The sequence below is a fragment of the Xanthomonas sp. NCPPB 3174 genome, from assembly GCF_056725205.1.
Genome location: NZ_CM161517.1, coordinates 743,100 through 763,616 on the forward strand (window position 1 = coordinate 743,100; position 20,517 = coordinate 763,616).

A 20,517-nucleotide genomic window follows, 5' to 3' on the forward strand; every position below is an offset into this window, starting at 1 on the left:
CGGTATCATCGCTTCCCATGCTGAAGACCCGCGCCTCCCGAGAGTTCTGGTTGTTGGCCATCCTGGCGGTGCTGGTGCTCGGCGCCGGCCTGGGCCTGCGCGATCCGCATCCGGCCGACGAGCCGCGCTTCGCGCTGGTCGCCAAGCAGATGGTGGAGAGCGGCAACTGGCTGTTCCCGCACCGCGGCACCGAGCTGTACTCGGACAAGCCGCCGATGCTGATGTGGCTGCAGGCCAGCTTCTACACGCTGTTCGGCAACTGGCGGGTGGCGTTCCTGCTGCCCTCGCTGCTGGCCGGGCTGGGCACGCTGGCCTGCGTCTACGATCTCGGCCGGCGCCTGTGGACGCGTCGCGTCGGCATGTACGCGGCCTACGCGCTGCTGTTCGCGTTCCACTTCACCTACCAGGCGAAGAAGGCGCAGATCGATCCGCTGGTGGTCTTCTTCATTACCCTGGCCAACTACGCGCTGCTGCGCCACCTGTTGCGCGGGCCGGACTGGCGGTTGTGGGCGCTGGGCTGGTTCGCCGCCGGGCTGGGCACGATCACCAAGGGCGTGGGCGTGCTGGCGCTGCTGATGCTGCTGCCGGCCGCGGCGGCGTCGCTGGCGCACTGGCGCGGGGTGCGGGTTGGCCTGCGCGATCCGCGTTTCTGGCTGGGACCGTTGGCGTTCCTGGCGGCGGTGTCGATCTGGCTGGTGCCGATGGTCGCCACCGCGCTGTCGAGCAACGCGCCCGAGTACCGCGCCTACCTCAACGACATCCTGTTCCGGCAGACCGCCGGGCGCTACGCCAAGTCCTGGGACCACGCGCACGGGCCGCTGTATTTCTTCGGGGTGATGCCGAGCATGTGGCTGCCGGTGCTGCTGGCGCTGCCGTGGGCGATCCCTGCCTGGGCGCGGCGCCTGCGCCGGCGCGACGCGCGCTACCTGCTGCCGCTGGCCTGGTGGGCGCTGGTGGTGCTGTTCTTCTCGATCCCGACCGGCAAGCGCGATGTCTACGTGCTGCCGGCGCTGCCGATGCTGTGCCTGGCGATGGGGCCGCTCATTCCAGGGCTGTTGCGCAAGCCCGGGATCAAGCGCCTGCTGCTCGCGTTCACCGCGCTGCTGACGTTGGCGCTGGGCGGCGTGGGTGCGGCGATCCTGCTGGGGCACGGTTTCCGCGCGAAGATGATGGAAGACCGCGGCATCGACCTGGCCACCGTGCAGGTGCTGGCCTGGATCCTGCTGGCGATCGGCCTGTGGGGCGTGGCCAGCCTGGCCGCATTCGCGCGGCGCCGCCCGGAACTGGCGACGGTCTCGACCCTGACCATGGTCTGGGTGATGGCCGGCTTGCTGGTGTACCCGCTGATCAACATGTCCAGCTCGGCGCGTGGGGTGATGGAGTCGGTGGGGCGCCGTATCGGCCCGCAGGCCGAACTCGGCCTGGTCGCCTGGAAGGAGCAGAACCTGCTGATGGCCGACCGCCCGGCCACGACCTTCGGCTTCGTGGTGCCGTGGGACGAGCAACTGCGTCGCGGCATCGCCTGGCAGGCGCAGGCGCCGCAGCGGCGCTGGCTGCTGGTGCAGGAGGCGGCGATGCTGGGCTGCGTGGACCGCAACGCCAGCATCCTGGCCGGCGTGTCCAACCGACGCGACTGGTGGCTGGTCCCGGCCAGCGCCGTGCACGGCCACTGCGTGGTCACCCAGGACGACCGCGACCGCCTGCGCGAGCAGGACAAGGACCGCTTCGAATGAGCCGCACCCGCGCACCGCGGCGGTGTGCTGCGACTGCCGGTGGCGGCCAGCGCGTCGCGCGGGCCGGGGAGCGCGCATGCCGCCGCCGCTGATCCGGGTGATCAGCCGCGACAACGGCGGCGGCCTCAGTCGCGACTTGCAGGTGGTCGCCGACCTGCTGCGCGAGACCGGCCGCTACCGCGTGGAGGTGCTGGGTTTCGGCACCGTGCGCATGGCCAATCGGCTGCGCGAACTGCGCCTGTTCCTGCGCAGCCTGCTGTTCGGGCGCGCCGACCTGCAGATCTTCCTGGAGCGGGTGTATCCGCGCTGCCTGGGCAGTGGCCTGCGCAATGCGTTGATCCCCAACCCGGAGTGGTTCCGGCACAAGTGGCTGCGCTGCCTGCCGCGCTTCGCCCAGGTGCTGTGCAAGACCCGCCAGGCCGAGCAGCGGTTCTCCACCATGGCGCCGACCGCCTTCATCGGCTTTTGCAGCGACGATTGCTACCGTCCTGAGGTCCCGCGCGAACGCGCCTGCCTGCATGTGGCCGGGCGCAGTTCGGCCAAGGGCACGGCGCTGCTGCTGCAGACCTGGGCGCGGCACCCCGAGTGGCCGCGGCTGACGGTGGTGCAGAGCGCGAAGAAGTCCCATCCGATCGAGGCCGAGAACATCGACTACCTGACCGGCTACCTGGACCAGCAGGAACTGCGGCGGCTGCAGAACGCGCACCGCTTCCACCTGTGCCCCTCCGAGGTGGAGGGCTTCGGCCACTACATCATGGAAGCGCTGAGCGTGGGCGCGGTGGTGATCACCACCAACGGGGCGCCGATGAACGAGCTGGTGAGCGCCGAGCGCGGCGTGCTGATCGATCCGGTCGGCGAGGGGCCGGACAATTTCGGCGTGCGCTACCGGATCGAGGCCGCCGGCCTCGAACAGGCGATGGCGCAGGCGCTGGCGCTGTCGCCGATGCAGTGCGACGCCCTGGGCACCGCCGCGCGCGGCTTCTTCGAGACGCGCCGGCGCGAGTTCGGCGAGCGCCTGCGCGCGGCCGTGGCCGATCTGCTCGGGGAGGCGCTGCCGCCCGCCGCACCGGCCAGCCGCGGCGCCGATCGCGAACAGGTCAGGCCGGGTTAGGGAAGCGCCCCGGATCATCGCCGACCACCCCCACCCCGACGGCTTCCATCCTTGATGTCCCAGCCCATCGCGCCACGCCATGCCGTTTCCGCGTTCTCGCGCCAGTCCCTGGCCGAGCGAGGCGCGGCGCTCGCGCTGCTGTGCCTGCCGGCGCTGGTGATCAGCATGCCCAGCGGCCTGCTGCCGTTCGGCCTGCTGCTGCTGGCGACCAGCCTGCTGGCATTGCCGCAGCTGCGCCAGGCGGTGGCGCCGATGCAGCCGTCGCTGCGCTGGCTGTGGATCCTGGCGCTGCTGGTGATCGGGCTGTCGCTGTGCTCGGTGCTGTACTTCGGCCAGCCGCTGAAGGACATCGACAACCGCACCCGTTTCCTGGTGCTGCCGTGGGCGGCGCTGTGGACCTATGCGCTGCGGCCGCCGCAGCGCCTGCTGTGGTGGGGCGCGCTGCTCGGCATCCTCGCCGCCCTGGTGCTGGCCAGCGTGCAGGTACTGCAGGGCCAGCCGCGTGCCGAGGGCTGGACCAACGCCATCGTGCTGGCCGACGTGGTGCTGATGCTGATGGTGCTGGCGGTGTTCTGCCGGCCGCGCGGCCAGTGGCCGTGGGCCGCCGCCGCGGTGGTGGCCGGCGGCATCGTCATCCTGCTCAGCGGCAGCCGCGGCGTGTGGCTGGGCGTCCTGCTGCTGTTGGTGGTCAGCGCGCTGTGCCTGCGCTGGCGCGACAGCGCGACCCGGCTGATGATCCTGGGCGCGTGCACCGCGCTGGCGGCGGTGCTGGTGCTGAGCGTGCCGGCGCTGACCAAGCAGACCCGCCTGGCCGAACTGCACCACGACGTGCAGCGCTACGAACGCGGCGACAGCGATTCCTCGGCCGGCGCGCGCATCGAACGCCTGCAGGTGGCGGCGGCGACCTTCGTCGAACACCCCGTGGTCGGGGTCGGCGTGGGCCGTTTCGACAACGCCATGCTGCGCCTGCCCGACTGCCGCAAGGGCTTCGTCGAGCGCTGCCACCTGGGCCACGCGCACAATGACCTGGCCGAGTGGAGCGCGACCCAGGGCCTGCCCGGTACCGTGCTGATCCTGATGGTGTACGGGGTGCCGCTGTGGCTGCTGCTGCGCCTGTACCGGCGCCGGCCACAGCCGCAGTTCCACGGCGCGGCGGCGGCCGGGATCATGGTGGTGGCGGCCTACGTGCTGTGCGGCATGACCCAGTCGATGTTCGCGCACCAGGTGAGCACCGGTTTCTACGTCGCCCTGGTCGGCGTGCTGATCGGGCTGGCCGCGCGCGAGGCGGAGCCGGGCCCGGGCGCTGAAGGCGCCGCGCGAAGCCGGTAGACTGCCGATCCCGCATCGCCGGGCGGCGCGGCGCCGGGCGCCGACCGCCGGCACCGCGCCTGACTTGACGGATACCGCGCGCCATGGCCGACGCTGCCGCCGCCACCCTGCCGCTGAGCCTGGTGGTGATGACCTACAACGAGGCCGCCAACATCGCGCGCTGCCTGGACAGCGTGCCGTTCGCCGCCGACAAGCTGGTGGTGGACTGCGGCAGCACCGACGACACCGTGGCGATCGCCCGCGCGCACGGCGCGCGCGTGGTCGAGCAGGCCTGGCTGGGCTTCGGCCCGCAGCGCAACTTCGCCTCCACCCAGGCCGCGCACGACTGGATCCTGGTGCTGGACGCGGACGAGTTCCTCTCCGACGCGCTGCGCGCCGAATGCCTGGCGCGGCTGCCGCAACTGCTCGCCGAGGACCGCGTGGACGCGGTGTGGCTGCGCCGCAGCACCTGGTACATGGGCGCGCCGATGCGCTGGTACAAACCGATGGTCGGCGAGCGCCTGGCGCGGCTGTACCACCGCGGCCGCGCGCGCTGGAGCGATGCGCGGGTGCACGAATCGCTGCGCTTCGACGGTGCCAGCGCCGCGTTTGCGCCGCCGTTCAACCACCTGCACAACCCGACCCTGGTGCACAAGCAGCTCAAGGTGCTGCGCTACGCCGAACTTAAGGCGCTCGGCTGGCGCGACAAGCGCAAGCCGGTGAGAATGTGGCAGAGCCCGTTCGTGTTCGCCGGCGCCTTCCTCAAGGACTATCTGCTGCGGCTGGCCTTCCTCGACGGCTGGCGCGGCTTCGTGGTGGCGCAGACCGCGGCCAGCTACGCGCTGTACAAGCGCATGCGCTACTACGAGATGCAGATCAACCCGGCCTCGGTGGAACAGGCGCGGGCGCAACTGCAACGGCACGAACTGGAGCACTGATGAGCAAGCACTACCTGCTGTACGGATCCGAGCGCTATGCGCTGGCGATCCTGCGCCCGCTGCAGGCGGCGATCCGCGCACGCGGCGACCAGGCGGCATGGTTCTTCGACGGTCCCGGCGCCGAGGATCTGAGCGCCGACGAGCGCCACCTGGCGACGGTGGAAGAAGTGCTGGCGTGGGATCCGTATGCGGTGATCACCTCCAGCAACGCGGTGCCGCATTTCTTCCCCGGGGTGAAGGTCGAGACCTTCCACGGCTTCGATGCCGGCAAGCCGCGGCACATCTACGTGCGCGGCTTCTTCGACCTGTACTGCACCACCGGCCCGCGCGACACCGCCGCGTTCGGCGCGCTGGCGCGCAAGCTCGGCCACTTCGCGGTCAAGGAAACCGGCTTCCCCAAGATCGACCCGTTCATGCGCGAGATCGGCGCGGAACTGGCGCCGGTCCGGCAGCCGCCGGTGATCCTGTACCACTCCACGTTCTCGCCGTCGTGGAGCGCGGCCGGCATCCTCTACGACGAGGTCGCGCGGCTCTCGCGCAGCGGCGAATGGCGCTGGATCGTCACCTTCCATCCGAAGATGGACCCGGCGATGGTCGCGCGCTACCGCGCGCTGGAGAGCGAGTACCTGCGTTTTGCCGACAACGACAACATCCTGGAACTGTTCCCGCAGGTGGACATGATGTGCTCGGACACCTCGTCCGCGCTCAACGAGTTCCTGCTCACCTACAAGCCGGTGGTGACCTTCAAGAACCGGCGTCCGGGGCCGCAGCTGATCGACATCGACGATCCGGCGCAGTTCGAACCGGCGATCCGTCGCGCGCTGCAGCGGCCGCCGGAACTGATGGCGGCGATCCGCGAATTCGCCGATGGCCTGCATCCCTACCGCGACGGCCAGTCCAGCGAGCGCGTGCTGCAAGCGATCGACGAGTTCGTCGCCGCGGGCGCGCGCAACCCGCGGCGCAAGCCGCTGAACCTGTGGCGCAAGCTGAAGATCCGCCGCCGGATCGGCTACTGGGGCCGCGGCGCGCGTCGCTGACGCGTACCGCCGCCGCACCCGCTCACCAGCGCAGCCGCCGCTGCGCCAGCGCCGCGCCCAGTTGCCGGTACAGCGCTCGTGCCTGCGCGTCCGGCAGCAGCCGCACGCGCAGCGGCGGTTCGCCGTGGCGAGCGCCGGCGGTGTCCAACCACAGCGTCGCGGTGCCGCACCAGCGGTCCAGCGGCGAACGGCTCAGGTGCAGCGTCTGCAGCTTGTCCAGTTCGGCCAGCCGCCACCAGCGCCGCCACCAGCCGCCGCGCACCGCCACGTAGCGCGCGTCCAGCGCATAGCCCATGCGCTGCGCCTGGCGCCAGGACTTGAACGCCGACCACGGCAGCCACAGCAGGCCCAATGCGGCCCAGACGCCGAGCGTGGGCCACAGCCCGGCGCACAGCAGCGGCACCAGCAGCAGCGCCGGCAGCGACAGGCGCCACCAGTGGCGCGTGGCGATCCCGTGCCAGTGCGCTGGCGGCCAGGTGACCTGCGGCAGCAGCCGCTGCAGCAGTGCATCGCAGGCGGCCGGGGTGGCCAGCGGCGCCAGTTCCGTCAGTGCGTGTTCGTGGCCGTGCCCGTGGTGCGACTGGATCACCGCGGTCTCGATGTGCAGGCTGCGCCGCCGCAGCAGCCGCTGCAGCACGCTCTCGTGCAGGGTCCAGGCCTGGATCCGGCGCAGCGCCACGCTGCTGCGCAACCGCGTCAGCAGGCCGCGCTCCACGGTCAGCCGGCGCTCGCTCTCGCTCAGCCGGAAGCCGTGGTACTGCACGATGGCCAGCCCCATCGACAAGGCGCGCATCAGCAGCAACAGCGTCGCCAGCATCAGCGCGAAGGTCACCGCGCCGGCCATCCAGCCCAACTGCAGGTGCGTGGCGTAGCCGAACAGTTGCCGCCCGTAGTGCTCGATCGCGTTGGAGATCATGCGCTCGGGGAACAGGTGGTAGGTGGCGCCGAACGCGGTGAGCAGCACCACCATGCCGCGGTTGGAGATCAGCCCCTGGCGCAGCACCTCGGCGGTGGGCAGGGCCAGCAGCAGCTCGCTGTCCGGCACGGCGGGCGCGGCGCTCGCGTCGTCGCCGGCCCCGGCACGCTCGGCGGCGGGCGCACGGTGGCGGATCTGCTGTTCCAGCGCCAGCGCCTGGTCCAGCCGCAGCACCCGCATCTGCGCCTCGGGCTTGGTGCCGCCGGCCGATTCCAGGCGCACCTCGGCCACGCCGAACAGCCGGTGCAGCAGCGACTGGTGCACCACCACGTTGTGGATGCGCGCGAACGGGATCTCGCGCAGGCTGCGTTCCAGCCAGCCGCTGCGGATGCTCAGGCTGTCGTGGCCGATGCGGTACTGGTAGGTGAGATAGCGCAGCAGCGACACCGCCACCAGCCCGCTGCACACCGCCAGCATCACCAGGTGATCGGCGTGATCGCGGTGGCCGTCGCGGCTGCCGAACACCAGCAGCGCCAGCAACGGCAGCAGGAAGTGCCTGAGGTGCTGCAGCAGCACGAACAGCCACGACCACGGATGCAGGCGCCGGACCGGCGTGGCGTGCTCGGTGTCGGCGAGGTCGCTCACAGCGCGTCGTCGTCGTGGTCGAGTTGGTGCGCCAGGCGTTCGCGCAGGCGCTCGGCATCGGCCTGGTCCAGGCCGGGGACGGCGACCGCGGTGTGCCGGGTGCCGGCGGTGTGCACGACCAGGGTGGACAGGCGCAGGGCGCGTTCCAGCGGACCGCGGCGCAGGTCCAGGTGCTGCACGCGCGAGATCGGCACGTGCGTCTCGCTCTGCCACAGGCGCCCGCGGAACACGTCCAGGCCTTGGGCATTCAGCCGCCAGCGGATGCGCCGGTGGCGGACGAAGCCGACCCAGGCGCCGCACAGGCTGCCCACCGCCGCCGCCACGGCGCCCAGGGCCAGCGCATGCAGGCTGTGCAGGCTGAGGCCGACGATGCCGGCGGCGACCACCAGGCTCAGCCCGAGCATGCAGCCGCCGCCGAGTGCGGCCAGCCAGGCACCGCGCAACGGCACCGGTTGCCAGTCGGCCGGCGGCCAGTCCGCGGGCGCCGGGGTGGCGGCGAAAGCGCTGGGCGCGGGCGCGGCGGGTGAGTCTTCCATGGGCGGCGGTGCGATCACGTCGGGGTCTCGGGGCGCGGGCGCGCGGCGTGGCCTGCGATCCTAACGCGGCGCTGGCGGGCGTGCGCTGTCCGTGGCGCGGTGTCCGTCCCGATCCGGGCAGGCAGTGGAGGGTGCCGAGCCGCGGCGGTGGTTCAGCGCGCCGCGCGCAGCAGCGCGTCCACGTCCAGCGCGTGGCCGGCGCGGGCGGCCTTGGTGCGCAGGTAGCCTTCGTTCTCGGCAGTGATCGTGCCGGTGACCGGAATGCGCTCGGTCACCTCGATACCGGCCGCGCGCAGGCGTTCGGCCTTGTTCGGGTTGTTGGTGAGCAGGCGCACGCGGTCGATGCCCAGTCCGCGCAGCATCGCCACGGCGCTGCCGTAGCGGCGCTCGTCGGCGCCGAAGCCCAGTTGCGCGTCGGCGTCGATGGTGTCCAGGCCGTCGTGCTGGTAGCCGTAGGCGCGCATCTTGGTGGCGATGCCGGTGCCGCGGCCTTCCTGGTCCAGGTACAGCAGCACGCCGCCGCCCAGCGCCTTGAGCTTGGCCAGGCCGTGCCGCAGCTGATCGCCGCAGTCGCACTTGAGCGAGCCGAACAGGTCGCCGGTGAGGCAGGAGGAATGCACGCGCACCGGGACCGGCGCGCTCAGGTCGGGCTGGCCGATCACGATCGCGACCTGGTCGCGCTGCGCCACGCCGCCGCGGAATACCACGAATTCGCCGGGGCCCAGGTCGCGCAGCGGCACCTGGGTACGGGTGACCAGGGTGTAGCTGTCGGAGGCGGCGAGGGCGCAGCCGTGTTCCAGGTCGTCCAGGCGCAGCGACTGGCAGCCCTGGAAGGCGCTGCTGTCCGCGCCCAGGTCCGCCGCGACCATCGCCGGCAGCAGCAGGCCCAGGCGCGCGATCTCGGCGGCGCCGGCATCCAGCGCGTCGCCGGGCTGCCACTGCGCCGGTACCGGTCCGTCGCGCAGGTAGGCCAGCGCCGCCAGCGCGTCGTAGGAGTGCCCGGCCAGGGCGATGCGCGCGCCCTGCGGCGCGTCCAGGCCCAGCACCTGCGCCCGCGGCGGGGTCACGAACAGGTAGTGCCGCTGCCCGCTGGCCTCGGCGAAACCGAAGTAGGACGGTTCGGTGCTGCTGTCCAGCGCCATCACCGCACGGGTGCGGCCGTTACCGTCGTCGAGCAGGACCGGGCGCCCGGCACGCAACTCCGATGCCGCGCGTTCGCTGCGGATCGCGGCAGGATCGCCGAAGGCGTGCGCGGAAGGGGCGGTGGGGCTGGTCATGCACGACTCCAGATGGGGGATCGGCGGCGCCGCTTCAAGGCTGCCGCATTTGGTCGCGGCGGCACCGGCGCGGCGCCGGCAGGCGCATGGCGCCCGGCGCCATTGTCGCGCGCTTTGCCTGTCCCGCCAGCCCGCGGGCGATGGAACGCACTGTGCCCGGCTGCACGGCATCGCCGATGCAACCGGATGCGGCGTTCCCGGCAATGCCGCCGGCGCTGGGCGGGTGTGCACGCGCCGCCGGTTGCTTGCTACTGTGCCGCCTCGCATCCCCTCCGGCCCCCCGCCCGCATGCAGCTCGTCGATTGCACCGAACCGCGCCATGCCATGGCGATCCTGGAGATCTTCAACGACGCCATCGTCCATTCCACCGCGCTGTACGACTACCGGCCGCGCCCGCCGGAGAGCATGGCGGCCTGGTTCGCAACCAAGCGCGCCGGCAACTTCCCGGTGCTGGGCCTCGAGGACGCCGACGGCACCCTGGTCGGCTTCGCCAGCTACGGCACCTTCCGCGCCTGGCCGGCGTTCAAGTACAGCGTCGAGCACTCGGTCTACGTGCACCGCGACCATCGCGGCCGCGGCGCGGGGCGGCGCTTGTTGCAGGCGCTGATCGAGACCGCGCAGGCGCGCGGCGTGCACGTGCTGGTCGGCGGCATCGACGCCAGCAATGCCGGCAGCATCGCCCTGCACGAGCAACTGGGCTTCGTGCACGCCGGCACGGTGCGCGAGGCCGGCTTCAAGTTCGGCCGCTGGCTGGACCTGGCGTTCTACCAGCGCATCCTCGCCGGCCCGGCGCAGCCGCACGACGACTGACGGGGTTCTGCCTGGGGCGAACGCCCTAGTGCGGATGGCGCTCGGTGGCGTAGGGATTGGGCTCGGCCGGGTCTGGGCGCAGGGTGTAGCGCTTGTAGGTCCACTGATACTGCGCCGGGTCGCGCCGCGCCACCCGCTCCACGCCCGCGTTGAGCGCGGTGGCCGCGCGCAGCGGGTCGGCATCGGCGATGTCCGGCGGCGCCGGCTGCACGTGCAGGGCGAACTCCAGGTCGTTGCCGACGCGCTCGCACCAGGCGAACAGCACGGTGGCGCCGGTGCGCTCGGCCAGGCGGTTGACCAGGGTCATGGTCAGCGCCGGCACGCCGAAGAACGGCGCGAACACGCCATCGCCGGCCTTGGGCTGCTGGTCGGGCAGGATGCCGACCGCGCCGCCGTCCTTGAGCGTCTTGAACAACTGCCGCACCGCCGGGCCCTCGGCGCGCACCTGGCGCACCCGTTCGCCGCTGCGGACCAACTGCAGGAAGGCATCGCCGACCGCCGACTCCGGCGCCTTGTAGACGATGGCGATGTCGCCGCGCGAGGCCAGCCACTGGTTGAGCAACTCCCAGTTGCCGAAATGCGGTGCGGCCACGATCACCCCGCGGCCGGCGGCCAGCGCCGCGTCGTACAGTTCCTGCCCGTGGCGCAGGCGCAGCCGCGCCAGGTTCTGTTCCGGCGGCCGGGTCCACAGCGCCAGGGTCTCGAACGCCTGTCGTGCGGTCGAGCGCAGCACGTCGCGCTGCAGGGCCACGCGCTCGCTGGGCAGCAGTTCCGGATAGGCCAGCTCCAGGTTGCGCCGAACCACCCGGCTCTCGCGCGCGTCCAGGCGCAGCCACAGCCCGGCCAGGCCGTCGGCCAGGCGGCGCAGCCACGGCCACGGCAGGCGCGCCACGGCGGCGGCGCAGCGATACAGCAGGGAAGCAAGCGTGGCGGGTTTCATCGGCCCAGTTTATCCGCTCGGCGCGTCGGGCCCGCCCACGGCGTCGCGGAACGCGTCGGTGGCACGCGATCCGGCTTCCCCAATCCAAGCGGTTCGGCGATGATCCTGCGTGATCGCCGCCGTTCGCCAAGCGCGCGGGCGATACCGAATCCCCAATCCCCAATCCCGGCCCTAATGCTCTCGTTGATCCAACGCGTCACCCAGGCCTCGGTCAGCGTCGATGGCGAGGTCGTGGGCCAGATCGGGCCCGGCCTGCTGGCGCTGGTGGCGGTGGAGCCGGGCGACGACGAGGCCAGGATCCGGCGCATGGCCGAGCGCCTGCTCGGCTACCGGGTGTTCTCCGACGACAGCGGGCGCATGAACCGGTCGCTGCGCGACACCGGCGGCGGCCTGCTGCTGGTCAGCCAGTTCACCCTGGCCGCCGATACCGGCTCGGGCATGCGGCCCAGCTTCACCACCGCGGCACCGCCGGCCGAGGCTGAACGCGGCTTCAACCGATTGGTGGAGGTATGCCGGGCGCAGCACCCGCCGGGGGTGGAAACCGGCCGCTTCGGTGCCCATATGGTCGTCAGCCTGGTCAACGACGGCCCGGTCACTTTCCTGCTCCGGCCGTAGACGCCGGCGCGTTCCTGGCGGAGCCGTTCAGGCTCCTCGTCCGGCAAGCGGCGGTCCGGGCTGTTATAATGCTAGGTTCACTCATTCACCTACCTGCCGGTGGCGCGAGCACTCATGGCCAACGAACGTCCTGCCCAGCAATCCGACATCAAGCAACTGATCAGCAAGGGCCTGGAACAGGGCTATCTGACCTACGCGGAAGTCAACGACCATCTTCCCGACGATCTGGTCGACCCCGAACAGATCGAAGACATCATCGGCATGATCAACGGCATGGGCATCGATGTCCATGAAGTTGCGCCCGATGCCGAAACCCTGTTGCTCAACGACGGCAACACCGGCAACCGCGAAGTCGACGACACCGCGGCCGAAGAAGCCGCCGCGGCGCTGACCGCGCTCGACACCGAAGGCGGCCGTACCACCGACCCGGTGCGCATGTACATGCGCGAGATGGGCACAGTAGAACTGCTGACCCGTGAAGGCGAGATCGCCATCGCCAAGCGCATCGAGGAAGGCCTCGGCCAGGTGCAGGCCGCGCTGGGCGCGTTCCCGCTGGCGGTGGAGACCCTGCTCGAGGACTACGAACAGCACAAGGAAGGCAAGAAGCGCCTGGCCGAGATCGTGGTCGGCTTCAACGACCTGATCGAGGAAGAGCCGGCGCCGCCGGTCGCGGTGTCCGACGACGACAGCGCCACCGATGCCGATGCCGACGAGGATGACGACGAAGACGTCGACACCGCCGAAGAGGATGCCGGCCCGACCGGTCCGGATCCGGCCGAGGTCGCGCGGCGCATGGAAGTGCTGGCCACCGAATACGCCAAGTTCAAGAAGGCCCACGCCAAGAACGGCGCCGAGCACAAGCTGGTCACCAAGCTGCGCAACGACATCGCCGAGGTGTTCGTCACCCTGAAGCTGCCGCTGCCGCTGACCGACGTGCTGGTGCGCAAGCTGCGCGACACCATGGCCCAGGTCAAGGACCACGAGCGCCGCGTGCTGCACCTGGCCACCCACGTGGCACGCATGCCGCGCAAGGACTTCATCCGTTCCTGGGAAGGCAACCAGACCAACGTGGCCTGGGTCGACGACGCGCTCAAGCGCAAGCAGAAGTGGTCGTCGGCGCTGCGCGACGTCAAGGACCAGATCATCGCCGAGCAGGAAGCCACCGTGGCGGTGGAACAGGCCACCTACCTGAGCCTGGCCGAGCTGAAGGAAATCAGCCGCGCCATGGCCTACGGCGAAGCCAAGGCGCGCAAGGCCAAGAAGGAAATGGTCGAGGCCAACCTGCGCCTGGTGATCTCCATCGCCAAGAAGTACACCAACCGCGGCCTGCAGTTCCTCGACCTGATCCAGGAAGGCAACATCGGCCTGATGAAGGCGGTGGACAAGTTCGAGTACCGCCGCGGCTACAAGTTCTCGACCTACGCCACCTGGTGGATCCGCCAGGCGATCACCCGCTCGATCGCCGACCAGGCGCGCACCATCCGTATCCCGGTGCACATGATCGAGACGATCAACAAGTTGAACCGCATTTCCCGGCAGATGCTCCAGCAGTACGGCCGCGAGGCCACCCCGGAGGAGCTGGCCAAGGAAATGGACATGCCCGAGGACAAGATCCGCAAGGTGATGAAGATCGCCAAGGAGCCGATCTCGATGGAAACCCCGATCGGCGACGACGAGGACTCGCATCTGGGCGACTTCATCGAGGACACCAACGTGGAGTCCCCGATCGAGAACACCACCAACATCAACCTGTCCGAGACCGTGCGCGACGTGTTGGCCGGCCTCACCCCGAGGGAAGCCAAGGTGCTGCGCATGCGCTTCGGCATCGACATGAACACCGACCACACCCTCGAGGAAGTCGGCAAGCAGTTCGATGTCACTCGCGAGCGCATCCGCCAGATAGAGGCCAAGGCGCTGCGCAAGCTGCGTCACCCGAGCCGCTCCGAGCAGCTGCGCAGCTTCCTCGACATCGACTGATCGAGCGCGGTTCGCGGCAACGAAAAAGCCCCGCCAGGTGCGGGGCTTTTTTGTGAACGGAGGAGTGAGCCGTACCTTCCGCGTGAATGTTGCCATGCGACGCGCCGCCGCCCGGCCTTCGTAGGAGCGGCTTCAGCCGCGACCGGGCGTTCCCGGGAACGCCCGGTCGCGGCTGAAGCCGCTCCTACAACGGGCAACAGGGGCGCAGGATCGCTGCGCCTCTGTGCAGGTCGCATCCGCTTACGCGAACGCCTGGCTGCCGCGCATCACCGCCAGCACGTCGTGGCAGGCGCCCATGGTGTGGTAGTCGGTCTTGCCGGCCGGGCTCTTCTCGTCGCTGTAGCTGCGGTTGTCGCGGCTGAGGATGCGGAACCAGGCGCCGTAGCGGTGGTCGACCAGGTGCTCCCAGGAATATGCCCACAGCGTGTCGTAGGCGTTGCGATACGCCGCATCGCCAGTGGCGGCCAGCAGCCGCGAGGCCGCGGCGATGGCTTCGGCCTGCACCCAGAAGTACTTGTCGTCGTCGCAGAAGTAGGTCGGCGCCGCGGCCACGTCGGGCACGCCGACCACCGGCGCCTCTTCGGTACCGGAGGCGAAGCCGTAGACGATGCCGCCATGCTGCGCGTCCCAGCCGTGCGCCAGGGCGGTGTCGAACAGGTGCCGCGCGGTCGGCAGTAGCCACGCCGGCGCGGTGCCGGTGGCGGCCTGCAGATGCCCATGCAGCAGCACCAGCAGCTTGGACCACTCGACCTGGTGGCCGGGCTGGAAGCCCCACGGCCGGAACAGGTGCTTGGGGTTGTCGCGGTTGTAGTCCCAGTCCACCTGCCAGTCGGCGTCGTAGTGCTCCCACACCAGGCCGCCGGCCAGCGCCGCCTGGCGGCGGGTGATGTGGTCGGCCAGCAGCAGCGCGCGCTGCAGGTAGCGCGGCTCGGCGCTGGCCTCGTAGGCGGCGATCAGCGCTTCGCACAGGTGCATGTTGGCGTTCTGGCCGCGGTAGCTGGAGAACGTCCACTCCGGCGTGGCCTCATCGCGGTACAGGCCGGCGGCGGCATCCCAATAGCGGGTTTCCAGCAACTGCCAGGTCTCGTCCATCCACGCGTCGGTGTCCAGGCCGGCCTTCTTCGCGGTGGCGTAGGCCAGCAGCACGAAGGCGGCGCCGTAGGCATGCTGGGTGCGGTCCTCGGCCACGCCGTCGCGCAGGGTCCACACGTAGCCGCCGCTGGCGCTATCGCGGTGCACCTCGCGCAGGTAGCGCAGGCCGTGGCGCGCGGCGTCCAGGTACTCGGCGGCCAGCACCGAGTCGGCGAACTCGATCGCGGCCATCGCGTAGTTGAAGACGAAGCGGGTGCTGCTGACCAGGTGGCGATGGCCGGCGTCGTACACGCTGCCGTCGTCGCGGAAGTAATGGAAGAAGCCGCCCGCCGGGTCGATCGCGCGCGGGTGGTAGAAGGCCATGGTGTCGGCGATGTGCGCGCGCAGGACGGCGGCGTCGGCGAAGTCGGGCAGGGGCGTGGCGGGCAGATTCATGCGGTTGACTGGCGAGCTGGGTGAGGGAAGGGAAGACAGCGGCGCACGGCGGCAGCGTGTGCACCGCCGTGCCGGGAACGGATCAACGGATCAGTGCATCACGCGCGCGGTCGGCGCGGTGGTCGGCGCGGTCGCCGCCAACTCGGCCGACAGGCGTGAACCGCGCAAGCCGTACCAGACGATGTAGACGTAGCACAGCAGCGGGACCACGAAAGCATGCTGGATGCCGATCGCATCGGCCAGCAGGCCCTGCACCAGCGGCACGATGGCGCCGCCAACGATCGCCATGATCAGCAGGCTCGATGCCTTGCTGGTGAGCACGCCCAGGCGTTCGATGGCCACGGTGAAGATGGTCGGGAACATGACCGAATTGAACAGACCGATCGCGATCACGCTCCACATCGCCACATGGCCGGTGCTGACCATGGTCACGACCAGCAACAGTGCGGCGATGCCGGCGAACACCGCCAGCAGCCGGCGCGCGGGGATGAACTGTAGCAGCGCGGCGCCAGCGAAGCGGCCGACCATCGCGCCGAACCAGTAGTACGGCAGATAGTGGCTGGCAGCGGCTTCGGTCAGGCCGCCGGTGGTCGGGCCGGAGATGTAGTTGATCAGGAAGCTGCCGATCGACACTTCCGCGCCCACGTACATGAAGATCGCCACCACGCCCCACAGCAGGTGCGGGTGGCGCAGCGCGTCGGCGAAGCGGTGGTGCGACTCGGCCCCGGTGTCCTTTTCCTCCCGCAGCGACGGCACCCGCATCACCAGCATGAACACTGCCAGCAGCAGCAGGCCGCCGGCCAGCATCAGGTAGGGGATTTCGACCGTACGCGCCTGTTCGATGCGATAGGCGGACAACTGCTCGGGGTTCATCGCCGCCAGCTGGTCGGCACCGAGCACCGCGCCGGCCAGGATCAGCGGGCCGATCAGCCACGGGAACACGGTGGTGCCAAGCGAGTTCAGCGCCTGGGCGAAGTTGAGCCGGCTCGGCGCCTTCTCCGGCGCGCCGATCAGGCTGATGTACGGATTGGCCGCCACCTGCAGCAGGGTGATGCCGCTGGCCAGCACGAACAGCGCGGTCAGGAACAGCGGATACGACGGCAGGCGCGCGGCCGGATAGAACATCGCCGCGCCGATCGCCGCCACCACCAGGCCGATGACGATGCTGGCCTTGTAGCCGGTCCGCGACACCACCGCGCCGGCCGGCACCGACATCAGGAAGTAGGCGCCGAAGAAGGTGAACTGGATGAGCATCGACTGCGCGTAGTTCATCTGGAACACGGCTTTCAGATGCGGGATCAACACGTCGTTGAGGCTGGTCAGGCCGCCCCAGGTGAAGAAGATCATGCTGACCACCGCGATGGCGGCGGTGTTGGACAGCGGGCGACGGCTCATGCAGCGACTCCGGGAACGGGCGAGAGGGCGACCCGGCTGCTGGCGCGCAGGCACAGCCGGGCGGGGGCGATGGTAAGCGCAGGCAGGGCCTGGCGGTGGCGCAGCGCGTCCAGCACCAGGCGCGCGGCCTGCATGCCGCGCTCGCGCGGGGCGACGGCAACAGTGGACAGCGGCGGGGTGGCGACGGCGGCTTCGGGGATGTCGTCGAAGCCGATCAGCGCGTAGTCGCGGCCGGCGATGCGGCCACGTTCGGCCAGGCCGCTGGCCAGGCCCAGCGCGACCACGTCGTTGTAGCAGACCAGCGCGGTCGGCAGCGGGTCGCGCGCGCACAGCGCGCCGGCCTGGCGCGCGGCTTCCAGCCGGGTCGGCGCGCATTCGATCAGCCACGCCGGGTCGACCGCGATGCCGGCGGCGGCCAGCGCCTCGCGGTAGCCGGCGCGGCGCTCGGCGCAGGAACTGGACTGGCGGTGGCCGCCGAAGAAGGCGATGGCGCGGTGGCCCTGCGCCAGCAGGTGTTCGGTGGCCAGGCGCGCGCCACGACGGTTGTCCAGCGCCAGCAGCGGCCAATCGCCGTCCAGCGCACGATTGAACAGCAGCACCGGCAGGCGCGGCCCCAGCAATTGGCGCAGCCGCGCCGCGTCGGTGTTCTCGGTGGGCGAGAGGATCATCGCCGCGGGGTGGTGTTCGATCAGCGAGGCCAACACGGTCTGCTGGCGCTCCGGCGATTCGCCGGTGCTGCCCATCAGCATCACGTAGCCGGCCTCGGCCAGCGCCGCGTCGACGCCGCCGGCGAACTCGGCGAAGAACGGATTGGCCAGGTCGTTGACCACCAGCGCCACCGCATTGGACGCGCGGCCACGCAGGCTGGCCGCGCCGCGGTGGTAGACGTAGCCCTGGCGGGCGATCTCCGCCGCCACCCGCGCGCGCGTGTCCGCATGCACCAGCGGGCTGTTGCGCAGCACCAGCGACACGGTCGCCCGCGACACGCCGCAGGCGGCGGCGATGTCGGACACGGTGACGCGTTTGTCGGCGGAAGACGGCGCCACGGCGCATTAGACCGGTTCAAAAAGGTCGCTCATCCTGCGCCGTCGTGATCCGATCCGCATTTTGCAGTGCAGCAAGGCATTGCAGTGGCTTTGTGCTATCCGTTTGGATCGATTCGATACGGGGAGCCTGCCATGCGCAGCTCGAGGACGCTGGGCGGCGCTGCCGCACTGCTGCTGGCCGCGCTGTGGCCGATCGCATCCGCCGTCGCGGCGGCGGGCGGTGACGCCGGCGAACGTGCGGTGGCTGCGGTGGACCCCTTCATCGGCACTGGCGGCGAGGGCCACACCTATCCCGGCGCCACGGTGCCGTTCGGCATGGTCCAGTTGAGCCCGGACACGCGCATCCAGCCGCGCAAGGACGCCTACGGCTGGGCGGCCGGCTACCGCTACGACGACCGCAGCCTGGTCGGCTTCTCGCATACGCACTTCTCCGGCACCGGCCATTCCGACCTGGGCGACGTGCTGCTGATGCCGATCAGCGGCGCGGTGCGGCTGGAGCGTGGCGACCCGGACAAGCCCGGCAGCGGCTACAGCGCGCGCTTCCGCCACGACGACGAGCGCGCCGAACCGGGCTACTACGCGGTGACCCTGGACGACTACAAGGTGCGCGCCGAACTCACCGCCAGCGCCCGCGTCGGCGTGCACCGCTACACCTATCCGGCCGGCCAGCCGGCGCACGTGCTGCTGGACCTGCGCACCAGCCTCTACGACTACCCGGGCAAGATCAGCTGGTCGCGGCTGCGCTTGCGCGCCGACGGCACCGTCACCGGTTTCCGCGAGACCCGCGGTTGGGCGCCGGGGCGGCAGCTGTACTTCGCCCTGCGCTTCTCGCAGCCGCTGCGCGGCCATGCCTTCCACAACACCGAGCAGGACATCCCCTACAAGGGCTTCCCGCCGCCGGGCGACAACGACCCTACCCAGCGTGCGCAGATCGAAGGCCGGCAACTGGTGGGATCGTTCGACTTCGGCGACTCCCTGCGCGGGCCACTACTGGTGAAGGTGGCGATCTCGCCGGTCAGCGAGGACAGCGCCATCGCCAATCTCGACGCCGAAGTGCCGGGCTGGGATTTCGACGGCGTGCGCCGTGCGGCGCGTGCGCAATGGGCGCAGGCGCTGGGCGCGGTGGAGGTCGACGCGCCGCCCGCGCAGCGCACTCAGTTCTACACCGCGCTGTACCACAGCCTGCTCGGCCCGACCCTGTTCATGGACAGCGACGGCCGCTATCGCGGGCCGGACAACGCCGTGCACCAGGCGCAGGGCTACACCCACTATTCGACGTTCTCGTTGTGGGATACCTACCGCGCGCTGCATCCGCTGCTGACCATCGTGCAGCCGCCGCAACGCACCAACGACATCGTCAACTCGCTGCTTGCGCACCAGCGCGAAAGTCCCTACGGCGTGCTGCCGGTGTGGGCGTTCCACGGCCTGGAGACCTGGTGCATGATCGGCTACCACGCGGTGCCGGTGATCGCCGACGCGTACATGAAGGGCATCCGCGGCTACGACACCGACGCCGCGCTCAAGGCCATGATGGCCAGCGCCAACTACGGCCCCTACGACGGCATCGCCCAGTACCGCGAACTGGGCTACGTGCCGATAGACGAGGAAGGCGAGGCCGCCTCCAAGACCCTGGAATACGCCTTCGACGACTGGACCATCGCGCGCATGGCGCAGGACATGGGCCGCACCGAAGTCGCCGCCGCCTTCGCCAAGCGCGCCGGCAACTGGCGCAACGCCTTCGACCCGGACACTGGCTTCATGCGCGCGCGCAAGCGCGACGGCAGCTTCCGCACCCCGTTCGATCCGGACGCCAGCGGCTACGGCACCGACTACACCGAAGGCAACGCCTGGCAGTACTCCTGGTACGTGCCGCAGGACGTGGCTGGCCTGGCGCGTGCGCACGGTGGCGACGACAAGCTGCTGGCGCGGCTGGACCAGGTGTTCGACGCCAAGGTCGATCCCAAGGTGTTCGCGCACATGGAGGACATCACCGGGCTGATCGGCTGGTATGCGCACGGCAACGAGCCCAGCCATCACGTCGCCTATCTGTATGCCTACGCCGGGCAGCCGTGGCGCACCCAGGCTCGGCTGCAGCAGATCATGCGCAGCCAGTACGCCGCGCGGCCGGACGGCCTGGCGGGCAACGACGACATGGGGCAGATGTCGGCCTGGTACGTGTTCACCGCGCTGGGCTTCTACCCGGTGGCGCCGGCCAGCAACCAGTACATCCTCGGCCGCCCGTTCCTGCCGCGCGCCACCCTGGCGCTGCCCAACGGCAAGCGCTTCACGGTGATCGCCGACGGCCTGGACGACGCGCATCCCTACGTCGGCAGCGTCACCCTCAACGGGCGTCCGTTGAACCGCGCGTTCCTGCGCCACGAGGAACTCATGGCCGGCGGCGAGTTGCGTTTCACCCTGCAGGCCACGCCCAACACCGCCTGGGCCGCGGCCGGCGCCGAGCGTGCCTATTCGATGAGCGAGTGAAGGGCGCCTCTGATACCTGGGGCCTATGTCCTGTAGGAGCGGCTTCAGCCGCGATGAGGCGTTACCGGTAAAGCCTGTCGCGGCTGAAGCCGCTCCTACAGGGGCTTGCGGTGAGTCCACCGGGTGCACTGTGGGAGGGACTTCAGTCCCGACGCATTGCGCCATCGGAAAGCACAGCACTTCGCGTGGCGCGGCAGCAGGACAGTTAGCTCCCAAAGCGCC

General features: G+C 70.5%; 16 protein-coding genes. 9 read left to right on the plus strand and 7 right to left on the minus strand.

Translation table 11 applies throughout. From position 1 onward, the window contains the following. The first annotated feature begins 17 nt into the window (after positions 1–17). The 5 genes from AC1PK7_RS03340 to AC1PK7_RS03360 all read left to right on the plus strand — a co-directional run bounded on the left by AC1PK7_RS03340 (position 18) and on the right by AC1PK7_RS03360 (position 6,127). Entirely contained in the window at positions 18–1,733 is a 1,716-nt protein-coding gene (locus AC1PK7_RS03340; RefSeq protein ID WP_371183812.1) for an ArnT family glycosyltransferase, read from the plus strand. Between the two features lie 76 nt (positions 1,734–1,809). Next, on the plus strand, positions 1,810–2,844 hold the full coding sequence (locus AC1PK7_RS03345; protein ID WP_481099869.1) for a glycosyltransferase: 1,035 nt from the start codon (positions 1,810–1,812) through the stop codon (positions 2,842–2,844). Positions 2,845–2,898: 54 nt separating this feature from the next. Beyond that, positions 2,899–4,173 carry an O-antigen ligase family protein gene (locus tag AC1PK7_RS03350; protein ID WP_481099870.1) on the plus strand — a complete coding sequence of 425 codons (1,275 nt, stop codon included), beginning with the start codon at positions 2,899–2,901 and terminating at the stop codon, positions 4,171–4,173. A gap of 83 nt (positions 4,174–4,256) precedes the next feature. Then, positions 4,257–5,090 (plus strand): glycosyltransferase family 2 protein, encoded by an 834-nt coding sequence (locus tag AC1PK7_RS03355; protein WP_481099871.1) that lies wholly within the window; start codon positions 4,257–4,259, stop codon positions 5,088–5,090. Next, on the plus strand, positions 5,090–6,127 hold the full coding sequence (locus AC1PK7_RS03360) for a CDP-glycerol glycerophosphotransferase family protein (RefSeq protein WP_481099872.1): 1,038 nt from the start codon (positions 5,090–5,092) through the stop codon (positions 6,125–6,127). Before AC1PK7_RS03355 ends, AC1PK7_RS03360 begins: the two co-directional genes overlap by 1 nt. Positions 6,128–6,149: 22 nt before the next feature. On the opposite strand, the gene AC1PK7_RS03365 is transcribed toward AC1PK7_RS03360, so the two are convergent. The 3 genes from AC1PK7_RS03365 to ribA form a co-directional block, all read right to left on the minus strand. Further along, positions 6,150–7,688, minus strand: coding sequence for a PH domain-containing protein (locus AC1PK7_RS03365; RefSeq protein WP_481099873.1), 1,539 nt, complete (start codon positions 7,686–7,688; stop codon positions 6,150–6,152). Beyond that, on the minus strand, positions 7,685–8,224 hold the full coding sequence (locus AC1PK7_RS03370; protein WP_481099874.1) for a PH domain-containing protein: 540 nt from the start codon (positions 8,222–8,224) through the stop codon (positions 7,685–7,687). Before AC1PK7_RS03370 ends, AC1PK7_RS03365 begins: the two co-directional genes overlap by 4 nt. A 152-nt stretch (positions 8,225–8,376) precedes the next feature. After that, a complete protein-coding gene (gene ribA / locus AC1PK7_RS03375) occupies positions 8,377–9,501 on the minus strand; it encodes a GTP cyclohydrolase II RibA (RefSeq protein WP_481099875.1) in 1,125 nt (374 codons plus the stop codon). Between the two features lie 288 nt (positions 9,502–9,789). Here ribA and AC1PK7_RS03380 point away from each other — a divergent pair, with 288 nt between their 5' ends. Beyond that, positions 9,790–10,311 (plus strand): GNAT family N-acetyltransferase, encoded by a 522-nt coding sequence (locus AC1PK7_RS03380; protein ID WP_152182280.1) that lies wholly within the window; start codon positions 9,790–9,792, stop codon positions 10,309–10,311. A gap of 25 nt (positions 10,312–10,336) precedes the next feature. Here AC1PK7_RS03380 and AC1PK7_RS03385 read toward each other — a convergent pair whose 3' ends face one another. Beyond that, positions 10,337–11,251: a lauroyl acyltransferase gene (locus tag AC1PK7_RS03385; RefSeq protein ID WP_160945555.1), complete on the minus strand. Its 915-nt coding sequence runs from the start codon at positions 11,249–11,251 to the stop codon at positions 10,337–10,339. Positions 11,252–11,425: 174 nt separating this feature from the next. Between AC1PK7_RS03385 and dtd the strand changes: the two genes are divergently transcribed. After that, entirely contained in the window at positions 11,426–11,866 is a 441-nt protein-coding gene (dtd, locus tag AC1PK7_RS03390) for a D-aminoacyl-tRNA deacylase (protein WP_481099876.1), read from the plus strand. Positions 11,867–11,980: 114 nt separating this feature from the next. Then, the gene (rpoD, locus tag AC1PK7_RS03395; RefSeq protein WP_010340704.1) at positions 11,981–13,843 is read left to right on the plus strand and encodes an RNA polymerase sigma factor RpoD; all 1,863 of its coding nucleotides are present in this window, start codon (positions 11,981–11,983) and stop codon (positions 13,841–13,843) included. A gap of 240 nt (positions 13,844–14,083) precedes the next feature. Here rpoD and AC1PK7_RS03400 read toward each other — a convergent pair whose 3' ends face one another. The 3 genes from AC1PK7_RS03400 to AC1PK7_RS03410 all read right to left on the minus strand — a co-directional run bounded on the left by AC1PK7_RS03400 (position 14,084) and on the right by AC1PK7_RS03410 (position 17,811). Then, on the minus strand, positions 14,084–15,370 hold the full coding sequence (locus tag AC1PK7_RS03400; protein WP_481099877.1) for an AGE family epimerase/isomerase: 1,287 nt from the start codon (positions 15,368–15,370) through the stop codon (positions 14,084–14,086). A 90-nt stretch (positions 15,371–15,460) separates the two neighbouring features. Beyond that, positions 15,461–16,765 carry a sugar MFS transporter gene (locus AC1PK7_RS03405; protein WP_481099878.1) on the minus strand — a complete coding sequence of 435 codons (1,305 nt, stop codon included), beginning with the start codon at positions 16,763–16,765 and terminating at the stop codon, positions 15,461–15,463. Next, positions 16,762–17,811, minus strand: coding sequence for a LacI family DNA-binding transcriptional regulator (locus AC1PK7_RS03410; protein WP_043094570.1), 1,050 nt, complete (start codon positions 17,809–17,811; stop codon positions 16,762–16,764). Before AC1PK7_RS03410 ends, AC1PK7_RS03405 begins: the two co-directional genes overlap by 4 nt. Positions 17,812–17,943: 132 nt before the next feature. Here AC1PK7_RS03410 and AC1PK7_RS03415 point away from each other — a divergent pair, with 132 nt between their 5' ends. Beyond that, complete coding sequence (locus tag AC1PK7_RS03415) at positions 17,944–20,295, plus strand: GH92 family glycosyl hydrolase (protein WP_481099879.1); 2,352 nt, start codon at positions 17,944–17,946, stop codon at positions 20,293–20,295. Positions 20,296–20,517 lie beyond the last annotated feature (222 nt).